The 17510-nt window shown below is 44.1% G+C and carries 13 protein-coding genes; 4 read left to right on the top strand and 9 right to left on the bottom strand.

Features of this window, described 5'->3' with window-relative positions; translation table 11 throughout:
- The first annotated feature begins 63 nt into the window (after nucleotides 1–63).
- Together NL626_RS03500 and NL626_RS03505 are read left to right on the top strand one after the other, a co-directional pair.
- A complete protein-coding gene (locus NL626_RS03500) occupies nucleotides 64–492 on the top strand; it encodes an HIT domain-containing protein (protein WP_005382194.1) in 429 nt (142 codons plus the stop codon).
- A 150-nt stretch (nucleotides 493–642) separates the two neighbouring features.
- Nucleotides 643–1164 (top strand): YqhA family protein, encoded by a 522-nt coding sequence (locus NL626_RS03505; protein WP_042523163.1) that lies wholly within the window; start codon nucleotides 643–645, stop codon nucleotides 1162–1164.
- Between the two features lie 108 nt (nucleotides 1165–1272).
- Here NL626_RS03505 and NL626_RS03510 read toward each other — a convergent pair whose 3' ends face one another.
- The 5 genes from NL626_RS03510 to znuA form a co-directional block, all read right to left on the bottom strand.
- A complete protein-coding gene (locus NL626_RS03510) occupies nucleotides 1273–1503 on the bottom strand; it encodes a FeoC-like transcriptional regulator (RefSeq protein WP_053303289.1) in 231 nt (76 codons plus the stop codon).
- The gene (gene feoB / locus NL626_RS03515) at nucleotides 1500–3776 is read right to left on the bottom strand and encodes a Fe(2+) transporter permease subunit FeoB (RefSeq protein WP_253656992.1); all 2277 of its coding nucleotides are present in this window, start codon (nucleotides 3774–3776) and stop codon (nucleotides 1500–1502) included. Before feoB ends, NL626_RS03510 begins: the two co-directional genes overlap by 4 nt.
- The gene (locus NL626_RS03520; protein ID WP_005382190.1) at nucleotides 3776–4003 is read right to left on the bottom strand and encodes a FeoA family protein; all 228 of its coding nucleotides are present in this window, start codon (nucleotides 4001–4003) and stop codon (nucleotides 3776–3778) included. Before NL626_RS03520 ends, feoB begins: the two co-directional genes overlap by 1 nt.
- Before the next feature lie 832 nt (nucleotides 4004–4835).
- Nucleotides 4836–8213 carry an AraC family transcriptional regulator gene (locus NL626_RS03525; protein WP_253656993.1) on the bottom strand — a complete coding sequence of 1126 codons (3378 nt, stop codon included), beginning with the start codon at nucleotides 8211–8213 and terminating at the stop codon, nucleotides 4836–4838.
- A 202-nt stretch (nucleotides 8214–8415) separates the two neighbouring features.
- A complete protein-coding gene (znuA, locus tag NL626_RS03530) occupies nucleotides 8416–9303 on the bottom strand; it encodes a zinc ABC transporter substrate-binding protein ZnuA (protein WP_213915112.1) in 888 nt (295 codons plus the stop codon).
- A gap of 78 nt (nucleotides 9304–9381) precedes the next feature.
- On the opposite strand from znuA, the gene znuC reads away from it, so the two are divergent.
- Nucleotides 9382–10170: a zinc ABC transporter ATP-binding protein ZnuC gene (gene znuC, locus NL626_RS03535; RefSeq protein ID WP_005382185.1), complete on the top strand. Its 789-nt coding sequence runs from the start codon at nucleotides 9382–9384 to the stop codon at nucleotides 10168–10170.
- Nucleotides 10163–10948, top strand: a complete 786-nt coding sequence (gene znuB / locus NL626_RS03540) for a zinc ABC transporter permease subunit ZnuB (protein ID WP_005382183.1) — start codon at nucleotides 10163–10165, stop codon at nucleotides 10946–10948. The genes znuC and znuB overlap by 8 nt, the downstream gene beginning before the upstream one ends.
- A gap of 119 nt (nucleotides 10949–11067) precedes the next feature.
- Here znuB and sucD read toward each other — a convergent pair whose 3' ends face one another.
- From sucD to sucA, 4 genes are all read right to left on the bottom strand, one after another.
- Nucleotides 11068–11940 carry a succinate--CoA ligase subunit alpha gene (sucD, locus tag NL626_RS03545; RefSeq protein ID WP_005382181.1) on the bottom strand — a complete coding sequence of 291 codons (873 nt, stop codon included), beginning with the start codon at nucleotides 11938–11940 and terminating at the stop codon, nucleotides 11068–11070.
- Nucleotides 11940–13106: an ADP-forming succinate--CoA ligase subunit beta gene (gene sucC / locus NL626_RS03550; RefSeq protein ID WP_005382179.1), complete on the bottom strand. Its 1167-nt coding sequence runs from the start codon at nucleotides 13104–13106 to the stop codon at nucleotides 11940–11942. Before sucC ends, sucD begins: the two co-directional genes overlap by 1 nt.
- A 213-nt stretch (nucleotides 13107–13319) precedes the next feature.
- Nucleotides 13320–14528, bottom strand: coding sequence for a 2-oxoglutarate dehydrogenase complex dihydrolipoyllysine-residue succinyltransferase (gene odhB / locus NL626_RS03555; RefSeq protein WP_005382177.1), 1209 nt, complete (start codon nucleotides 14526–14528; stop codon nucleotides 13320–13322).
- Nucleotides 14529–14556: 28 nt separating this feature from the next.
- Nucleotides 14557–17382: a 2-oxoglutarate dehydrogenase E1 component gene (gene sucA, locus NL626_RS03560; RefSeq protein WP_250654266.1), complete on the bottom strand. Its 2826-nt coding sequence runs from the start codon at nucleotides 17380–17382 to the stop codon at nucleotides 14557–14559.
- Nucleotides 17383–17510: the final 128 nt, after the last annotated feature.

Raw genomic sequence — 17510 nt, forward strand, 5'->3', positions numbered from 1 at the left:
AGCGTCAACCTTTTGTTTTATCTGGCGTATACTGATGTCATTCAATTCAAATCGGATAATATAATGAGTTTTGAACTGCACCCTCAATTGGCAAAAGACACTACCGTTATCGGTCACTTCCCACTGTGTGTGGCACTTCTGCATAAAGACAATGCCGTGCCATGGGTTATTTTAGTACCTAAACGTGCAAACCTAAAAGAGCTTCACCACTTGCCAATGCAAGAACAGCAACAGTTTTTGCTAGAGTCTCAAGCGGTAAGCCAAGCACTGGAAGCAACATTCCGTCCAGACAAGCTAAACCTTGGCGCACTAGGTAATATGGTGCCACAGCTGCACATTCACCATATTGCTCGCTTCAAAGATGACGTAGCATGGCCGGGACCGGTTTGGGGGAACACCAAAGGTGAATTCCGTACAGAAGAAGAGCAAAACGAATTGCTTGGTCGCATTAAAAATGTGCTGTCACTGAGCTCTATTTTCCAAAAAGCATAAGCACTGCTAGCGAAAATAATTCGCCTTTGAATACGGCTGAAATAGACAGAGAAAGATTAATACGTATTTGTAACAATCTTTCTCATTTTTCCGGGATTATCACTAAAATAAAACTTGTTTAGACTACCAGCTCAGTTAGAGAGGGTCATCATGAAACAAGTCTTCAACACATTCCGATACGTCAGCTGGATCGCCATTATCTGTTCTATGGCTGCTTCATTCTTGCTTTTTCTTATGGGTGCAGCAAAAACCTATTCGGCATTTGCGGTCTTCATTCTCAATCAAACACCTCCAGAAGCACTCGCACATTTAGATAAAGCAGACATCGCGATCGCTTATTTGATCAAGTCACTGGATACATTTCTTGTCGCACTAGTTTTGTTCATCTTTGCTCACGGCATCTACACACTATTTATTTCCAACAAAGCTAAAGCGAAAACACAAGAGCAGTCGGTTTTGCATTGGATCAGAACCCCAAACATCGGCCATCTAAAAAACATTTTGGCTGAAGTCATCATCGTGATCTTGTTTGTGAAATTCTTAGAGCTCGTGCTGATTAACTTCGACAGCTTAGATTGGACGATCTTAACATTACCTATTTCGATTTTAGTTTTAAGTCTTGGTTTGAAGTTCCTAGGGTTAGGCGCGACTAAACACTCTGAAGAGCATTAATTTCGCTGTATTCACAAACAATAACCAGCAAAATAAAAGCCGCATCATTGCTGATGCGGCTTTGTCGTTTTTACGTGATAATTTTTAGGTGACTAATTTTGATAGTCGCTACATGGTGACTGTCAGAGACAAACCATCTTGTTTAGTCACTGAGTAGCGAACTCGAGTCACGTCATGAGCTTTATTAGTGTCAACTAAGCGGCTAACTTTACCCTTCTTAATCCACACGCTTAACATCGCGTCGGCGCCATCTTCACTCATCCCAAACTGTTTAGCCAGATCTGACTGGGAGACGGTTCCTTTGTCTGCAATGTATTGATAAAGCTCTTTTAAAATCATGCTATTTGCGCCTCTAATGCACCGTTTTGTTTCTTACCAACTTGTTTGAACACACGGTATGTGCCAAAGAAGATAGCTACGATCACAGCCATCCAAATACCACTTGTTACTGGGCTATCTGGGAAATGCGTCAATTGGTTGTAGAACGTCGCACATAGGTAAGCCAAGCCCATTGTCCAAACCGCGATAAAGCGTGCGAACTTATGACCAAACTCACGTACGTAAGCACCCATCGCCGCCACACAAGGAGTGTACAGTAGGATAAAGATTAGGTAAGCAAATGCGGCATTGCCAGAAGCAAACTGAGATTTAATGTTACCGAAGATAGAAGCATCGACTTCTTGTTCTTCGGCAACGGCATTTGAGTCAGTTAAGTCACCCACTTCAATGCCTAGTGGATCTGAGTAGCTCAAACCGGCTAAGTTTTCAGGGATACTCATTACTGCCTCTTCTAGGCTGCCCATTAGATCAAATTCTGCGTCTTCACCGTCACTTGGCGTGGTGTATAGACTGTTAAGCGTACCAACTACCGCCTCTTTTGCGAAGATACCGGTAATGATACCAACCGTCGCTGGCCAGTTATCTTCTTGAACACCGATTGGCGCGAATACTGGAGTTACAACTTGCGCAGCTTTAGAAAGCACCGAGTTTTCGCTGTCTTCATTACCAAAACTGCCATCAGTACCCAATGAGTTGAAGAAACTCAAAATAGCAACAACGATAACGATGGTTTTACCTGCACCAAGTACAAAGCGCTTTAGCTTTTGCCAAGTTTTGATCACCACGTTTTGTAGCGTCGGAAGCTCATAGTCTGGCATTTCCATTACTAGGCTATCACTGCTACCTGGGTAAAGCGTGTGCTTAAGGAAAAGACCTGTGAAGATCGCTGCCACAATACCAAGTAGGTAAAGTGCGAATACAATGTTCTGACCAGAACCTGGGAAGAATGCCGCAGCAAATAGCGCGTATACAGGCAGACGAGCACCGCATGACATAAATGGCGCCATAGATGCAGCCAGTTTACGCTCACGTTCTTGGTCTAGAGTACGAGTTGCCATGATTGACGGTACGTTACAGCCAAAACCAAGAACCAACGGTACAAATGCTTTGCCCGGTAGGCCGATCTTCTGCATCACTTTATCTAGTACGAATGCTGCACGAGCCATGTAACCTGAGCTCTCAAGTACCGCTAGGAAGAGGTACAAACACGCGATAACCGGAATGAAGGTTGCAACCGTCTGGATACCACCACCGATACCATCAGCAAGAACCGTCACTAACCACACAGGCAAATGACCGTCTAACAAGTGATGCCCACCATCAACCAACAATGCGCCCACACCAATGTCAAAAAAGTCGATAAATGCACTACCGATGTTAATCGAGAACATAAACATCAGGTACATAACAACAAAGAAGAAAGGAATTCCAATCCACTTGTTCAAAATAAACTGGTCGAGTCTTTCAGTCACACTACGACTTAACTTGCCTTCGCTTCGGCGAACTTTTTTACACTGTTCATGCAGATGCGTGTACTTAGTATCCGCGACATGCAAATCGATATCCAAATCTAACGTCGTAATGACTTCCAAGACTTTACTTCTATCAATATCAGAAAGACTATTGAGCACCATTGTGTCTTTTTCAAGCGCACGAATCGCTAGTGCACGATGAGCGACGTTTTGGTCGTTAAAAAGTGCGGAAACCGTTTGAATTGCCGACTCCATCTTCTCACCATAATGCAAAGACAATTCTTTAAGTGGCACTCCTTGAACGATGGATTTATGGAGCTTTTCTTTAAACTCTGCCACTTGAGTTTTATTGGTTGCAGATAAACAGACAACCGGACAACCTAACGTTTTCTCAAGCTCTGCAACGTTAATCATCTGACGTTCACGCTTTAGCGCATCCATCTTGTTGAGGACAACAATCATAGGGCGACCAAGTTCGCGAAGTTGCAGCGTCATATATAAGCTGCGCTCTAAACTTGTAGCATCCACCACGTTAATAATGAGATCAGCAGGATGAGTTAGAACCGCACGCGATGCGATGGATTCATCAATACTATTACTATCATTACCACTGTCTAATGAGTAAATACCCGGAAGGTCAGTGAACAAAAACTCATCCCCAGCATGCTTGAATTGTCCCGTTTTCTTTTCAACCGTGACACCTGCCCAGTTACCAACTTGCTGTTTTGCGCCAGTTAAACCATTAAATAGCGTCGTTTTACCACTATTAGGGTTACCTACGGTTAGCACTTGATATTGCATTACACTCGCTCCACTTCAATTTTCTGAGCAATTGTTTCTCGCAATGCGACAGACACACCACGGACTTCGACTTGTAAAGGATCGCCCATTGGCGCACGTCGAATCACTTTGACTTCTGTATTGGGAAGCAGCCCCATTACCATGAGTTTCTTTCTGATATCTGATGAAAGACCATCTAACAACCGAATCGTCACCGTATCGCCAGGATTAATCTCTGATAACTTCATAGTGGCCCTTAAGAGTATTGCTAATGAGAAATATTATTATTTAATAAGTTTAGGTTGCCAATATTACTCCCCTATACCCCTTCAATCCTTGTGTGAAATCAAAGATTCCGTAAATGTTTTCACGCTTTCAAACGTTAACTTCGTAAATTTCCTCTCGTTATTTACGTCAAAATTAACAATTAAAAATGACACCTAACGAAACAAAAATGTCACAAACCAAGATAGAAAACAAAAAATACAAATTAAAACAATTGCTTAAGTAAAAAACCAAACATTGTCGCTTTTCTCATATAAACATGGCGTTATTTTTATAAGAAAAATAAGTAACCTCTCGTATAGTTACTCCATCGAGAGGGCAACCTCTCTAATAAATTCCAGAGGTGGCATGGCAACATGTCACTCCGGCAGCAAGCGAAGGTGTCCTTGGCACCCGTGGTATAGTCCCCCCGGCTATACCACGATATTTTTTTCACCTCTTTCAAAACTTCTTTACCTTATCCATCTTTTCAACACAGTTTTCGTTTTCACGAATGTCGCATGCCATCATTCACCCAAATGAACAACGCTCTTTTGATACAGCAATACAACTGTCATTTATTTGTTGCAACTATCAGTAAATCATTCTCTTGAAGCCATTTATGCTTATTGTTATGAACATCGCGACTAACAGATAGAACGTGATCGTGCTTACGTGTTGAGAATGGATTTGTAGGCTAGATGTGATGAAGAAACAATGAAACTTACTGCGTTAGCAACTGCAGCAATAATAGAGCACTGTATGCAGCTCCCCAGCATCTTAACTATTAACTAGGGAGCGTATAATGAAGGTTTTCTAGTTAATTTCTTGGCTTTCTTGAGTCAAAGCAAACTTGGAAGGGGGCAAACCAAAATGCAGCTTAAACTTTTGGCTAAAGTAAGATGGATCATTAAAGCCACAGTTAAAGGCGACTTCACTGATTTTCTCACCCGCCAATAACTTTTCACACGCCGTTTCCAAACGAACCTCTGTGACATAGTCTTTTAACGTTCTTGACGAGGCAGATTTAAAACGTCTCTGCAAAGAGCGTTCAGACATATACAGCATTTTAGCGGCTGACGCAGTGCCAAATTCAGGATCATGGTAATGCTCTGCCACTAATTGATAGACTTTTTGCAACCACTCTTTCTCGGGTGTGACTTGATCTTCTGCAATAGTTACAGGATTGAGTTCTTGCTGCGGTTCATCCAGATAACTCCTTTCCTTCGCAGATGGCCATGTAATCTCGACTTTGTTTTGAGCATCAGAAGAGAAGACAGCCAAGTAACCACCACTCGTTGTCACTAGTTGGGCAAGGTGGTCAATACTCAACTCAGAGTGATTTAAGTTAGATGGAAGCCCAGTCGCGACTTTATTAGGTAATTGCGTCCCGTAATCAAGAAAGCTCAATGACACAATATCATGCCCCTCTTCTAGCATAATTCTGACTGTTTGACCTCGGAAAGAGCGCTTGATGATATTGGCAAAAATGCTATTGAAAATAACATCAAGATTAAAACTTTCCAGAGCAACCCGGCTCTGCTTGCTCTCATCTTCTAGCTCTACAAAAATACCCGCTTTTGCAAAGTCATCTTGCCATACATCAACCACTGACTGAGTTATCTGACTCAAGTTGTAGTTCTGACTCCCACCACTTACATCACTTGGAACGCTTTTGAGTTCATTTAACTGCCAATTCGTTTTAGCCAAATGATCCTCCGTCACAGTATCCAGAGGCATAGGTAGTTTCGCCACAATAAAGTCGACGCTTGATTTTATGGATAGAGCTACATGGTCTACGAGTAGGTTTCTAACTTGAATCTGTTTACGTAATTGCTGGTTGCTCGTAAGCAACACTCTACTTTGATGTCTTAACTGATTCGTTTTGAGAGTCACTTGAGCTGCTAGATCACGGTTAGCCTGTACAACGTAGCGAGAGCGCCAGAAAACAAGTAATACGACGACCGCAATACTAGCTACGACAAAGCCTAAAATAGCAAATCGCGATAAATACCAAGGGTGAAGGACGATAAAGTGAGATTCTAAACCAACGACTCCAGTGGCAACTTGAGACTCATTACTGACCTGCAAGTGATATTCACCGGAACTAAGGTGCTCGAGTGTCAGTTGGCCCCCCTCTAACGTTTGCCATGGGTCTTCGTTGTTCAATCGATAGTACAAGTTTTGACTGTCTGGTTTTGGCATCACACCGAATAAAAAACTCAGCGAAGATCCATATGGCAGTGTGAGCCCATTCAGATCGGCACTACCAACTTGCAGAACTTCATTTTCAAGCACAACTTGGCTAACAATAAACTTAGACTCAGGGGGATTAGATACAAGCAGCTTGGATGCTTCTGCTTTTACGAGTCCGTACTTCGACCCCAGAACAAGCTCTCGCTCACCAATTTCTGTCTGCTGTATAACGCTACAAATACCAGGGAGGAACTCATTGTTCATTAAGCCTGATGACGATGAGTAATGTTTCACTAACTCACCCGAAAGGTGGTAATAGCTTAAACCGACAGAGGAAGCTAACCATACACCTTGCCTGTCTCTGATCAAGCAAGCAGGTCTGGCGTTGGGCTCACTCATTTCAACAACACGTTTTTCATCGCTTCGTGTATCAGTTTTAAACACACCATAAGATGAAGCAAACCACTGGCTGCCATCAACCGCCGTGGTCATGTCTAATGATTCACCAAACTTTTCTGAAAAGCGGATAAACTGGATGTTGTCATTACTGTATTGGTATACGCCATGATCAGTGCCTATTAATAGGGCATCTTCAGTATCATATAGGCGCGTAACCTTAGCAGGCAAATACTGACTTACTAGCCACTCACTTCCAAAGTTTCGTACGCTTTGTGCAGCAGTATCAACATTGTAAAGATGGTATCCGCTTGATACCCAAAGACGGTCATCACCATCAACGGTCACATGCTCTACGGCATGTCCGGCCATAACCTGTAAATAAGGAAATGTAATCTTGTTGAGACCATTTAGCTCAAATATTTCCAGTCCTTTTGAGGTCGCAAGCCAAAGCATACCGTTTTGAAACGCAAATTCATTGATCTGCGACTCCAACTCTAAGACTTGGTTAATCCCACTCTTTCCTGAACGATAAATCTTTCGGTCATCAGCAAACCAAAGCGCACCATCAGGACCTTCAATAGTTTGCCGAATTCGTCCTGATAGGGTGTGTGAGTCATAACTACTAAAGGTCACTCGTTCAATTTTTTTACTAAATAGCGAGTAATAACGAATACCTTGGTTAGTCGCAATCCACATCCCTCCTATATTGTCGCTCAACAACGAATAAATCTTCGTGTTGTCTAACTCTAACTCAAGAAAACTTGCAGGCGCGACTTCGGTGACCTCACCTGAAAAAAATGAGTACAAATAAAGGCCATGCTCTGTCCCCACCCAATACTCTTGATTTGTCTCTGCGAATGTCAAAACATGTGAGCCGCCAATTCTAGTCACTTCTTTATCAGGCTGGTAAATGTTGAAAATTAAAGCGCCACGCAATGTACCTATCAAAATTTCTCTTCGCGTGTGTGAATAATAGACTTTCTCAATGTAGTTTTGACCTGAGGCAGCGACATGGTCAAACTTATCACCTTCAGAAAGATAGAAGCCGGAAGTCGTTGCTAGTGCCCACTTCGTTTCAACTAGCACCGCATCATTAATGTAAACGTAGCTATTATTACTATGTTGATAGAGCTGCAATAGAGAGAAAGAGTTTAATTCGCTAGTGTCGATATTGTAGGTATAGAAATGCGCGCCATCACTCACCCAAATATAGTTCTTTGAAGACCCTATTTTTCTTATTTGTGAGCCTGGATTTAAACTAAAGACTAAACGTCGCTCCTGATTTGGATAAGTTCGATAGACCTCATTTTCAATAAAGGTCCAAAAAGCACCTTTATGATAAGCCAACTGCTTAGCCGACGTTTGTAGGAAGCTACCTGATTTAGGCAATATAGTTTGACCATCGTAAAACAGGACTCGTCCGTGAACGTCATGAATCCACAAACCGCCCTTTTCACCCAAGAACAACTTTTTAGCCGCGATAAAAGTACCCTTTGCCTGAGTTGGCAAAGGGTAAAAGATTGCATTTGCATTATGAAGTGCAAATGCTTGGTAGGATAAGACAAAGCCCAGTAGAACAAGGGCTAATTGGCGTAGCAAGACGAAAACCTTTTATATCAATTTGTGCTCAGAAAGTGACCGTTCATCGTTTGTAAAGCATGGATTGATACGGTTATTTTGAGCTGATAATTATTGGTAATGATATCTCAATTACTTTCTGAGAAAAGGCTCGCCTTACCAAAGGTTGTAATTCTTACTACTGGATCACGTTAAAAAGACTACTCCTACATTACGACAGCACTTAATCTGACTTTTTGTTCAAGCATTGCTCAAAACTATTCGCCATATTGTTGAGAAAAGTAAAGTAACTGCCAGGTTTTGCTTCAATTGTACTCCCTAACGGGTCAAGCTCGCCTTTAGCGACGTCACTGCCTCTCATTACGCTCTGAACGACAGCCGGGGTAAACTGAGGTTCAGAAAATACACAAGCCACATCTCCACCACTTAGCTTTTGACGAATTTGAATTAAGGTCTTCGCTCCTGGCTTGCGTTCTGGGCTCACAGTAAAATGCCCCATTTGATTTAGTTCATAACGATCTTCGAAATAACCGTAAGCATCATGGAATACAAAGTAACCTTTGTTTTTTACTGGTGCCAGCTTCTGCTTTATCTGTTGGTCAGTGTCTTTTAGCTCGAGTTCAAACTTTTTGAGGTTCGCTTGATATTGAGCTGCATTTTCCGGATTAAGTGATACAAGTTGATTCACAACAGCCTTGGCCACTTGTTGTGCTTGGCTTACACCTAGCCAAAAGTGCGGATCATGTGAGCCATGATCGTGCCCATCATGGTCATGGTTGTGCTCACTATCAAATTCACGCAATTCTAGATTTGGAATTTGACTAATAGTCAAAGTATTCGATCTATCCGAAACAACTTTCTCTAGAAACGGTTCAAGATCATGTCCGTACCAGATAACCAAATCAGCCGAAGCGACCTTTTTAACATCCGATGGACGCAAAGCATAGTCATGGGGTGATGTGTTAGACTGCAATAGCACGTCTGGTGAAGTTACTCCTTGAGTAAGCTCTGTTACTAACAACTGAATAGGTTTGATACTCGTCAGTACCGTTACCGCCTGTGCTGGCAGTGTTAACATTGCTGAGGCAGCAAGAATTAATGCTCTTTTCATAGTTTTACTTGGGATATGGCGTGGAAAGTGAGATAATGTTACATTATAACATTATTGATTTGCAAATGAGTTTCATTCATGTCTTCCTTAGTCCATCTTGAGCAGCTATGCGTCGAGTTCGATGGCCGCAGAGTTCTCGATAACATTAGTATGGAATTAGAAAAGGGCAAAATAACTACCCTAATTGGTCCCAATGGAGCGGGAAAATCAACGTTAGTCAAAGTTATCTTAGGTCTTCAAAAGCCGACTAGCGGCAAGTTGAACCGACAAAGAAAACTGAAAATTGGTTACGTTCCTCAAAAGTTGAAGCTCAATGACTCCCTTCCATTGAATGTAACCCGCTTTCTAAATTTAGCAGGAAAATACAGTAAGCAGGAGTGCATTGATGCATTAAGGCTTGTTGGCGCTGAACATTTACTTAATAGTAATATGCATCGCTTATCCGGTGGTGAAAACCAACGAGTGTTACTGGCTCGCGCTCTGCTTCAACGTCCTCAGCTGTTGGTATTAGATGAACCAGCTCAGGGAGTGGATATCCAAGGTCAAATCGATCTCTATGACTTAATTGAGAGCATTCGTCACCGCTTTGATTGTGGCGTATTTATGGTATCGCATGACTTACATTTAGTGATGGCGAAAACGGACGATGTTATTTGTCTGCATCACCATGTTTGCTGCTCAGGTTCACCTGCCACTATTACTCAGCACCCTTCTTACATCGCACTATTTGGCAATGCAGCAAGAGAGTCTCTCGCGTTTTATCATCACGACCATGAGCACCATCATCACGATTTATCCGGAACGCCAGTAAGCGGTGATGCGACATCATGCTCCCACCATAAACACGGACATCACCATCATGATTGAGTTTCTCCTACCTTCTATTCTTGCTGGTATTGGTATCGCGATCATTGCCGGTCCACTTGGGTCATTTGTCGTTTGGCGTAAAATGGCTTACTTCGGAGATACCCTAGCTCATGCATCGTTAATGGGCCTAGCGCTGGGCTTCTTGCTCAACGTAAATCTCTACCTTGCGCTACTCGTCTGCTGTTTAGCTCTGGCCGTTTTGCTTGTCACTCTGCAAAAGCAACAACTTGTGGCTACAGACACGTTGTTAGGTATCTTGGCACACAGTGCACTCTCTATCGGTTTAGTATCGGTTAGCTTTTTGGAAAACGTGCGCGTCGATTTAATGAGCTACCTATTTGGGGACTTACTTGCCGTCTCTCCACAAGATCTGATGTTTATTTACGCAGGTGTTGTTGCGGTAAGTGCGTGTTTGTACGTCTTCTGGCGCCCACTGCTTTCTAGCACTGTTAGTGAAGAACTTGCCGCTGTTGAGGGCGTGAATACAGACTTAGTTAGATTGGTGTTAATGCTAATGGTGGGTGTAGTAATCGCAGTAGGTATGAAGTTCGTTGGCGCGTTGATCATGACTTCGCTCCTAATTATCCCAGCAGCAACAGCACGTAAAGTCTCTTCATCACCAGAGCAAATGGCATTGTTCGCATCCATTATTGGCTCAGTGGCAGTACTGATGGGGCTTAGCCTATCATGGCACTTCGATACACCGGCCGGCCCTTCCGTAGTGATCAGCGCAACATCCTTATTTATGCTGAGCCAGCTGATTAAAAGCAAAGCATAATCGCATTGAGTATTAAACGCGAAAGACCTTGCTAACAACAAACATAAACCCACGGAAACGGAAAAAGAAAAGCCTGCGAAATCGCAGGCTTTTTAATACTTATTAAGTAGTGTGGTCGATTACCAACCCGTCACTTCACGTAGACCTTGGCCAATCTCTGCTAGAGATTTCACAGTTTTAACGCCAGCCGCTTCTAGTGCAGCAAATTTGTCTTCAGCAGTACCTTTACCACCAGAGATAATCGCACCAGCATGGCCCATACGCTTACCAGGAGGTGCAGTTACACCAGCAATGTAAGAAACCACTGGCTTCGTTACATTTTCTTTAATGTATGCTGCTGCTTCTTCTTCTGCAGTACCACCGATCTCACCGATCATAACGATCGCTTCTGTCTCAGGGTCTTCTTGGAACAGTTTTAGGATATCAATGAAGTTTGAACCCGGGATTGGGTCACCACCGATACCAACACAAGTAGACTGGCCGAAACCTTCGTCAGTGGTTTGTTTAACTGCTTCGTAAGTTAGAGTACCGCTACGAGATACGATACCTACTTTGCCTTTCTTGTGAATGTGACCAGGCATGATACCGATCTTACACTCATCAGGAGTGATAACACCCGGACAGTTAGGACCGATCATGCGAACGCCAGTTTCTTCTAGCTTCACTTTCACGTCGATCATATCTGTTGTAGGGATACCTTCAGTAATCGTTACGATTAGCTCGATACCCGCGTCAATCGCTTCTAGGATTGCATCTTTACAGAAAGGTGCTGGTACGTAGATGACTGTCGCTGTTGCACCAGTCGCTTCTACTGCTTCACGAACTGTGTTGAATACAGGAAGACCTAGGTGAGTTTGGCCACCTTTACCTGGAGACACACCGCCAACCATTTGCGTACCGTATGCGATAGCTTGCTCTGAGTGGAAAGTACCTTGACCACCAGTGAACCCCTGACAGATTACTTTAGTGTCTTTGTTAATTAATACAGACATTATTTAGCCTCCGCAGCAGCAACAACTTTCTGAGCAGCATCAGTTAGCGACTCAGCAGCAATGATATCAACATCAGAATTAGCAAGAACTTCGCGACCTAGGTCGGCGTTAGTACCTTCAAGACGAACAACAACAGGTACGCTTACGCCTACCTCTTTAACCGCACCGATAATACCTTCTGCGATCATGTCACAACGTACAATACCACCGAAGATGTTAACAAGTACCGCTTTCACATTGTCATCAGATAGGATGATCTTGAATGCTTCAGCAACACGCTCTTTCGTCGCGCCGCCACCTACATCTAAGAAGTTAGCTGGTTTGCCGCCGTGTAGGTTTACGATATCCATCGTACCCATTGCTAGGCCTGCACCGTTAACCATACAGCCAACGTTACCGTCTAGTGCTACGTAGTTCAGCTCCCACTGAGCTGCGTGTGCTTCACGCTCATCTTCTTGTGAAGGATCGTGCATTTCACGAAGCTTAGGCTGACGGTACAGTGCGTTTGAGTCGATGTTGATCTTACCGTCAAGACATAGCAAGTTGCCTTCGCCAGTAATCACAAGTGGGTTGATCTCTAGCAGAGCAAGGTCGTACTGAGAGAACATAGTGCCAAGACCCATAAAGATCTTAACGAATTGTTTGATTTGGTCGCCTTCAAGACCAAGTTTGAACGCTAGCTCACGACCTTGGTAAGCTTGTGGACCTACTAGTGGGTCAATTGCTGCTTTGTGGATGAGTTCCGGCGTTTCTTCCGCAACTTTTTCAATTTCCACACCACCTTCGGTAGAAGCCATGAAAACGATCTTACGGCTAGCACGGTCAACTACCGCACCTAGGTATAGTTCGTTCGCAATATTTGAAGCTTCTTCAACAAGGATTTTTGTTACTGGCTGACCGTTAGCGTCAGTTTGGTAAGTCACTAGGTTTTTACCTAACCACTTCTGTGCAAACTCTTTAACGCCTTCTTTTGTATCGTGTAGCTCTACGCCACCCGCTTTACCACGGCCACCAGCGTGAACCTGACATTTAACTACTTTCTTGGCTGTACTAATACGGCCTGCGGCTTCAAAAGCTTCTTGTGGTGTATCACATGCGTAGCCTTCTGGCACAGGCAAACCGAATTCTGCAAACAGCTGTTTGGCTTGGTATTCATGCAAATTCATTTCGATATTCCGTTTGTTTTTCCCTTAAGGGATTTATTATTTCCATAACGCTGCAGTCTTGGCTGCTTGTACGTCTGTAGGGTCTTCTCAAATCAATCCTTCATCATGAGTTCTCATACTGAAGGATTCAAATGAAGGCCAAACGTTGAGCTAGTCTAGCCATTGAAATTTTTAACGTCTAGCTACCTACGATAACTAGACGTTTTAGCGATATTAAACGTCTAATAGGAGACGTGCTGGGTCCTCTAGTAACTCTTTAATCGTTACTAGGAAACCAACTGATTCACGACCGTCAATTAGGCGGTGATCGTAAGATAACGCTAGGTACATCATCGGCAAGATTTCAACTTTGCCATCCACTGCCATCGGACGCTCTTGGATCTTATGCATACCAAGAATCGCTGATTGAGGTGGGTTGATGATTGGTGTAGACATTAGTGAACCAAACACACCACCGTTTGTGATAGTGAAGTTACCGCCCATTAGCTCGTCTACCGTTAGCTTGCCATCACGACCTTTGATAGCCAGCTCTTTGATGCCTTTTTCAACATCAGCGAAACCAAGCTTGTCACAGTCTTTTAGGACAGGTGTAACTAGACCACGTGGCGTTGATACCGCCATGCTAATGTCGAAGTAGTTGTGGTAAACAATGTCATCGCCATCAATCGAAGCATTTACTTCTGGGTAACGCTTAAGCGCTTCTGTCACTGCTTTCACGTAGAAAGACATGAAGCCCAAACGAATACCGTGACGCTCTTCGAACTGATCTTTGTACTGCTTACGAAGGTCCATGATTGGTTTCATGTTCACTTCGTTAAACGTCGTTAGCATTGCCGTGTTGTTCTTCGCTTCTAGCAAACGGTTAGCAACTGTCTTACGAAGGCGAGTCATTGGAACACGTTTCTGACTGCGAGCCGCTGCCGGCACGTCAACCACTGCTGGCGAGTCTTCTTTTGACGCAGATTTAGCGTTCGCAAGATGCGCTTCAATATCTTCGCGCGTAATACGACCACCAACACCAGTGCCTTTCACTTGGCTTGCTTCTAAGCCATGTTCAGCCAATAAACGGCGCACTGCTGGGCTTAATGCGTCATTACTTTCTTCGCTAAGCGCAGCTTTGTGACGCTTATCAGGAGATGCTTCAGTACCTTCTGTTTTGTCTGCAGTTGGTTCACCTGCAACTGCGCCTGGCTTCAATTTAGCAATGATTTGTTTAGAAAGTACTGTCGCACCTTCTGCTTCAACAATAGCTTCTAAAACGCCAGCTTCCGGAGCTGGAACTTCTAGCACAACTTTGTCTGTTTCGATGTCAACCAAAACCTCGTCACGCTCTACTGCGTCGCCTGGTTGTTTGTGCCATGTCGCTACGGTTGCATCAGCAACTGATTCAGGTAAATCTGGAACCAGAATTTCAATTGTCATATCTGTTTCTTCCTTTAACTTCTAGTTCTTAATTCGAAGTTTTTGAGTTCACGTTCAGAGCGTCTTCAACCAACGCTTTTTGTTGTTTCAAGTGCACCGACATGTAGCCAACTGCTGGCGAAGCAGAAGCTGGGCGACCTGCGTATTTAAGATTTGCACCTGCAGGAATAGCGGCACGGAAGTTATGTTGGCTACAGTACCAAGCACCTTGGTTCTGAGGTTCTTCCTGACACCACACGAAGTCTTCAACGTTAGTGTATTGAGCAATTGCTGCTTGTACTTCTTCCATTGGGAATGGGTAAAGCTGTTCAATACGCACGATAGCAACATCGTCTTGCTCGTTGTTACGGCGCTGCTCTAGTAGGTCAAAGTAAACCTTACCAGCACAGAACACGACACGTTTCACTTTGCTTGGTTCTAAATCATCTACTTCTGGAATTGCAGATTGGAATGTACCATCCGCCAAGTCTTCAATCGTTGAAGTACATAGAGGGTGGCGCAGCAAAGATTTCGGCGACATAACAATGAGAGGTCGACGCATTGGGCGTACAACCTGACGACGAATCATGTGGTACACCTGAGCCGGTGTTGAAGGAACCACAACCTGCATATTTTGCTCAGCACAAAGCTGAAGGTAACGCTCTAAACGTGCAGATGAGTGCTCAGGACCTTGACCTTCATAACCATGAGGTAGAAGCATAGTAAGACCGCACAAACGCGCCCACTTTTGCTCGCCTGACGAGATAAACTGGTCGATAACAACTTGTGCACCGTTGGCAAAATCACCAAACTGTGCTTCCCAGATAGTTAAACCACCTGGTTCGGCTGTTGCGTAACCGTATTCAAACGCCAACACAGCTTCTTCTGACAATACTGAGTCAAAGACTTGGAATGGCCCTTGGTTGTCATGAATATTCGCTAATGGAATGTAAGTGCTTGCATCGGTTTGGTTATGAAGAACCGAGTGACGGTGGAAGAAAGTACCACGACCCGAGTCCTGACCAGAAAGACGAATACGCTTGCCATCGTCAACCAATGTAGCATACGCCAATGTTTCAGCCATACCCCAGTCAATGGCTTTTTCACCGGTCATCATTGCTAGACGATCGTTGTATAGCTTATTAACACGGCTTTGCAGTTTATGGCTTTCTGGGTACTGACACAGACGATTGCCTAGCTCAACAAGGCGTGTCTTGTCGTATTTTGAATCCCACTCCATATCCCATTCATGCCCTAAGTAAGGGGACCAGTCTACAGAGTGCAATGCCATTGGACGCCATTCTTTAACAACCACTTCACCGCGATCTAATGCATCGCGATACTCATTGACTAACTGAGTCGCCGTCTCGATATCTGACTCATTTTTATCGATCAGAACATCTGCATACAATTTGCGTGGTGTAGGATGCTTTTTGATTTTCTGGTACATCAAAGGCTGAGTCGCATTTGGCTCATCTGCCTCATTGTGACCGTGGCGACGGTAACACACAAGATCGATTACGACATCGCGCTTGAACTCGTTACGGTAATCCAATGCAATGCGAGTAACAAAAGCAACTGCTTCTGGGTCATCGGCATTTACATGGAAAATTGGCGCCTGCACCATCTTCGCGATATCGGTACAGTACATCGTAGAACGCGTGTCACGAGGATTAGACGTCGTAAAGCCTACTTGGTTGTTGATGACGATACGTACCGTACCACCAACTTGGAACCCACGAGCAAGAGACATGTTGAACGTTTCGGCAACCACACCCTGACCAGCGATTGCAGAATCACCGTGGATGGTGATAGGAAGCACTTTGCTACCTTGATTATCACCCAAGCGATCTTGACGTGCTCGAACTGAGCCCATGACTACTGGGTTTACGATTTCTAGGTGCGACGGGTTAAATGCAAGTGCTAAGTGAACATCACCGCCAGGAGTCGCAAAATCAGCAGAGAAACCTTGGTGATATTTCACATCACCCGTACCCCAAGTTTCGTCGTGTTTACCGGCGAACTCATCAAACAGGTCTTGAGGTTTCTTACCAAGTACGTTCACCAGCATGTTCAAACGACCGCGGTGAGCCATACCGATAACCACTTCACGCATTCCACTTGTACCCGCATGACGGATCAACTCTTTCGTCATCGGAATCAACGCATCACCACCTTCTAAAGAGAAACGTTTTGCACCTGGGAATTTCGCTCCGAGGTAACGCTCCAAACCTTCAGCGGCTGTTAGCTCTTCTAGGAATGTGCGCTTCTCATCTTTGTTGAATGATGGCTGGCCTACGACAGACTCAAGGCGTTGCTGAATCCAACGCTTTTGCTCTGTGTCAGTCATGTGCATGTATTCAGCACCGATGGAACCGCAATAAGTTTTGTTGAGGGCTTCATAGATATCTTTCAACTTCATGGTTTCTTGCCCAACAGCAAAAGAACCTACGTTGAAAGTTTCTTCGAAGTCATCTTCGGTAAGATTATGAAAAGCAGGGTCTAACTCCGCCACGGTTGGGCGTTGCCATAGACCTAGTGGGTCTAATTCTGCAGCTTCATGCCCGCGGAAACGGTATGCGTTGATTAGCTGTAGAACTTTTACTTGTTTTGCATCGACATCTGGGTCACTAACTTGGACATTGTAATGCTTTGTTTCTCTAGCGAGTCGTCGGAAGTAGTCACGGACACGTGAATGTGGTTGTTCTGCCACTTCTTCTGATGGCTTAGGCAAGCCTTCAAAAACACGTTTCCACTCCTCACTTACCAGATCGGGATCACTTAGATACAGTTCGTAGAGGTCCTCTACATACGTTGCATTGGCGCCAGCCAAGTGTGAAGACTCGAGCCATGCCTTCATCACGCCGTTGTGCATATTTTCCCTTAACCAGTAGTTTTCACGTTTGCTTCGGTCTTTGCCGAGCTATAAGAGCCGACTAAAAATACGGTCGGCAATTTTTGTATTCTTTACTCGAATATTACTGAAGCAGTGAAGCGGTCATA

Source organism: Vibrio sp. Y58_MX_L22 (assembly GCF_024181865.1).
GTDB lineage: Bacteria > Pseudomonadota > Gammaproteobacteria > Enterobacterales > Vibrionaceae > Vibrio > Vibrio alginolyticus.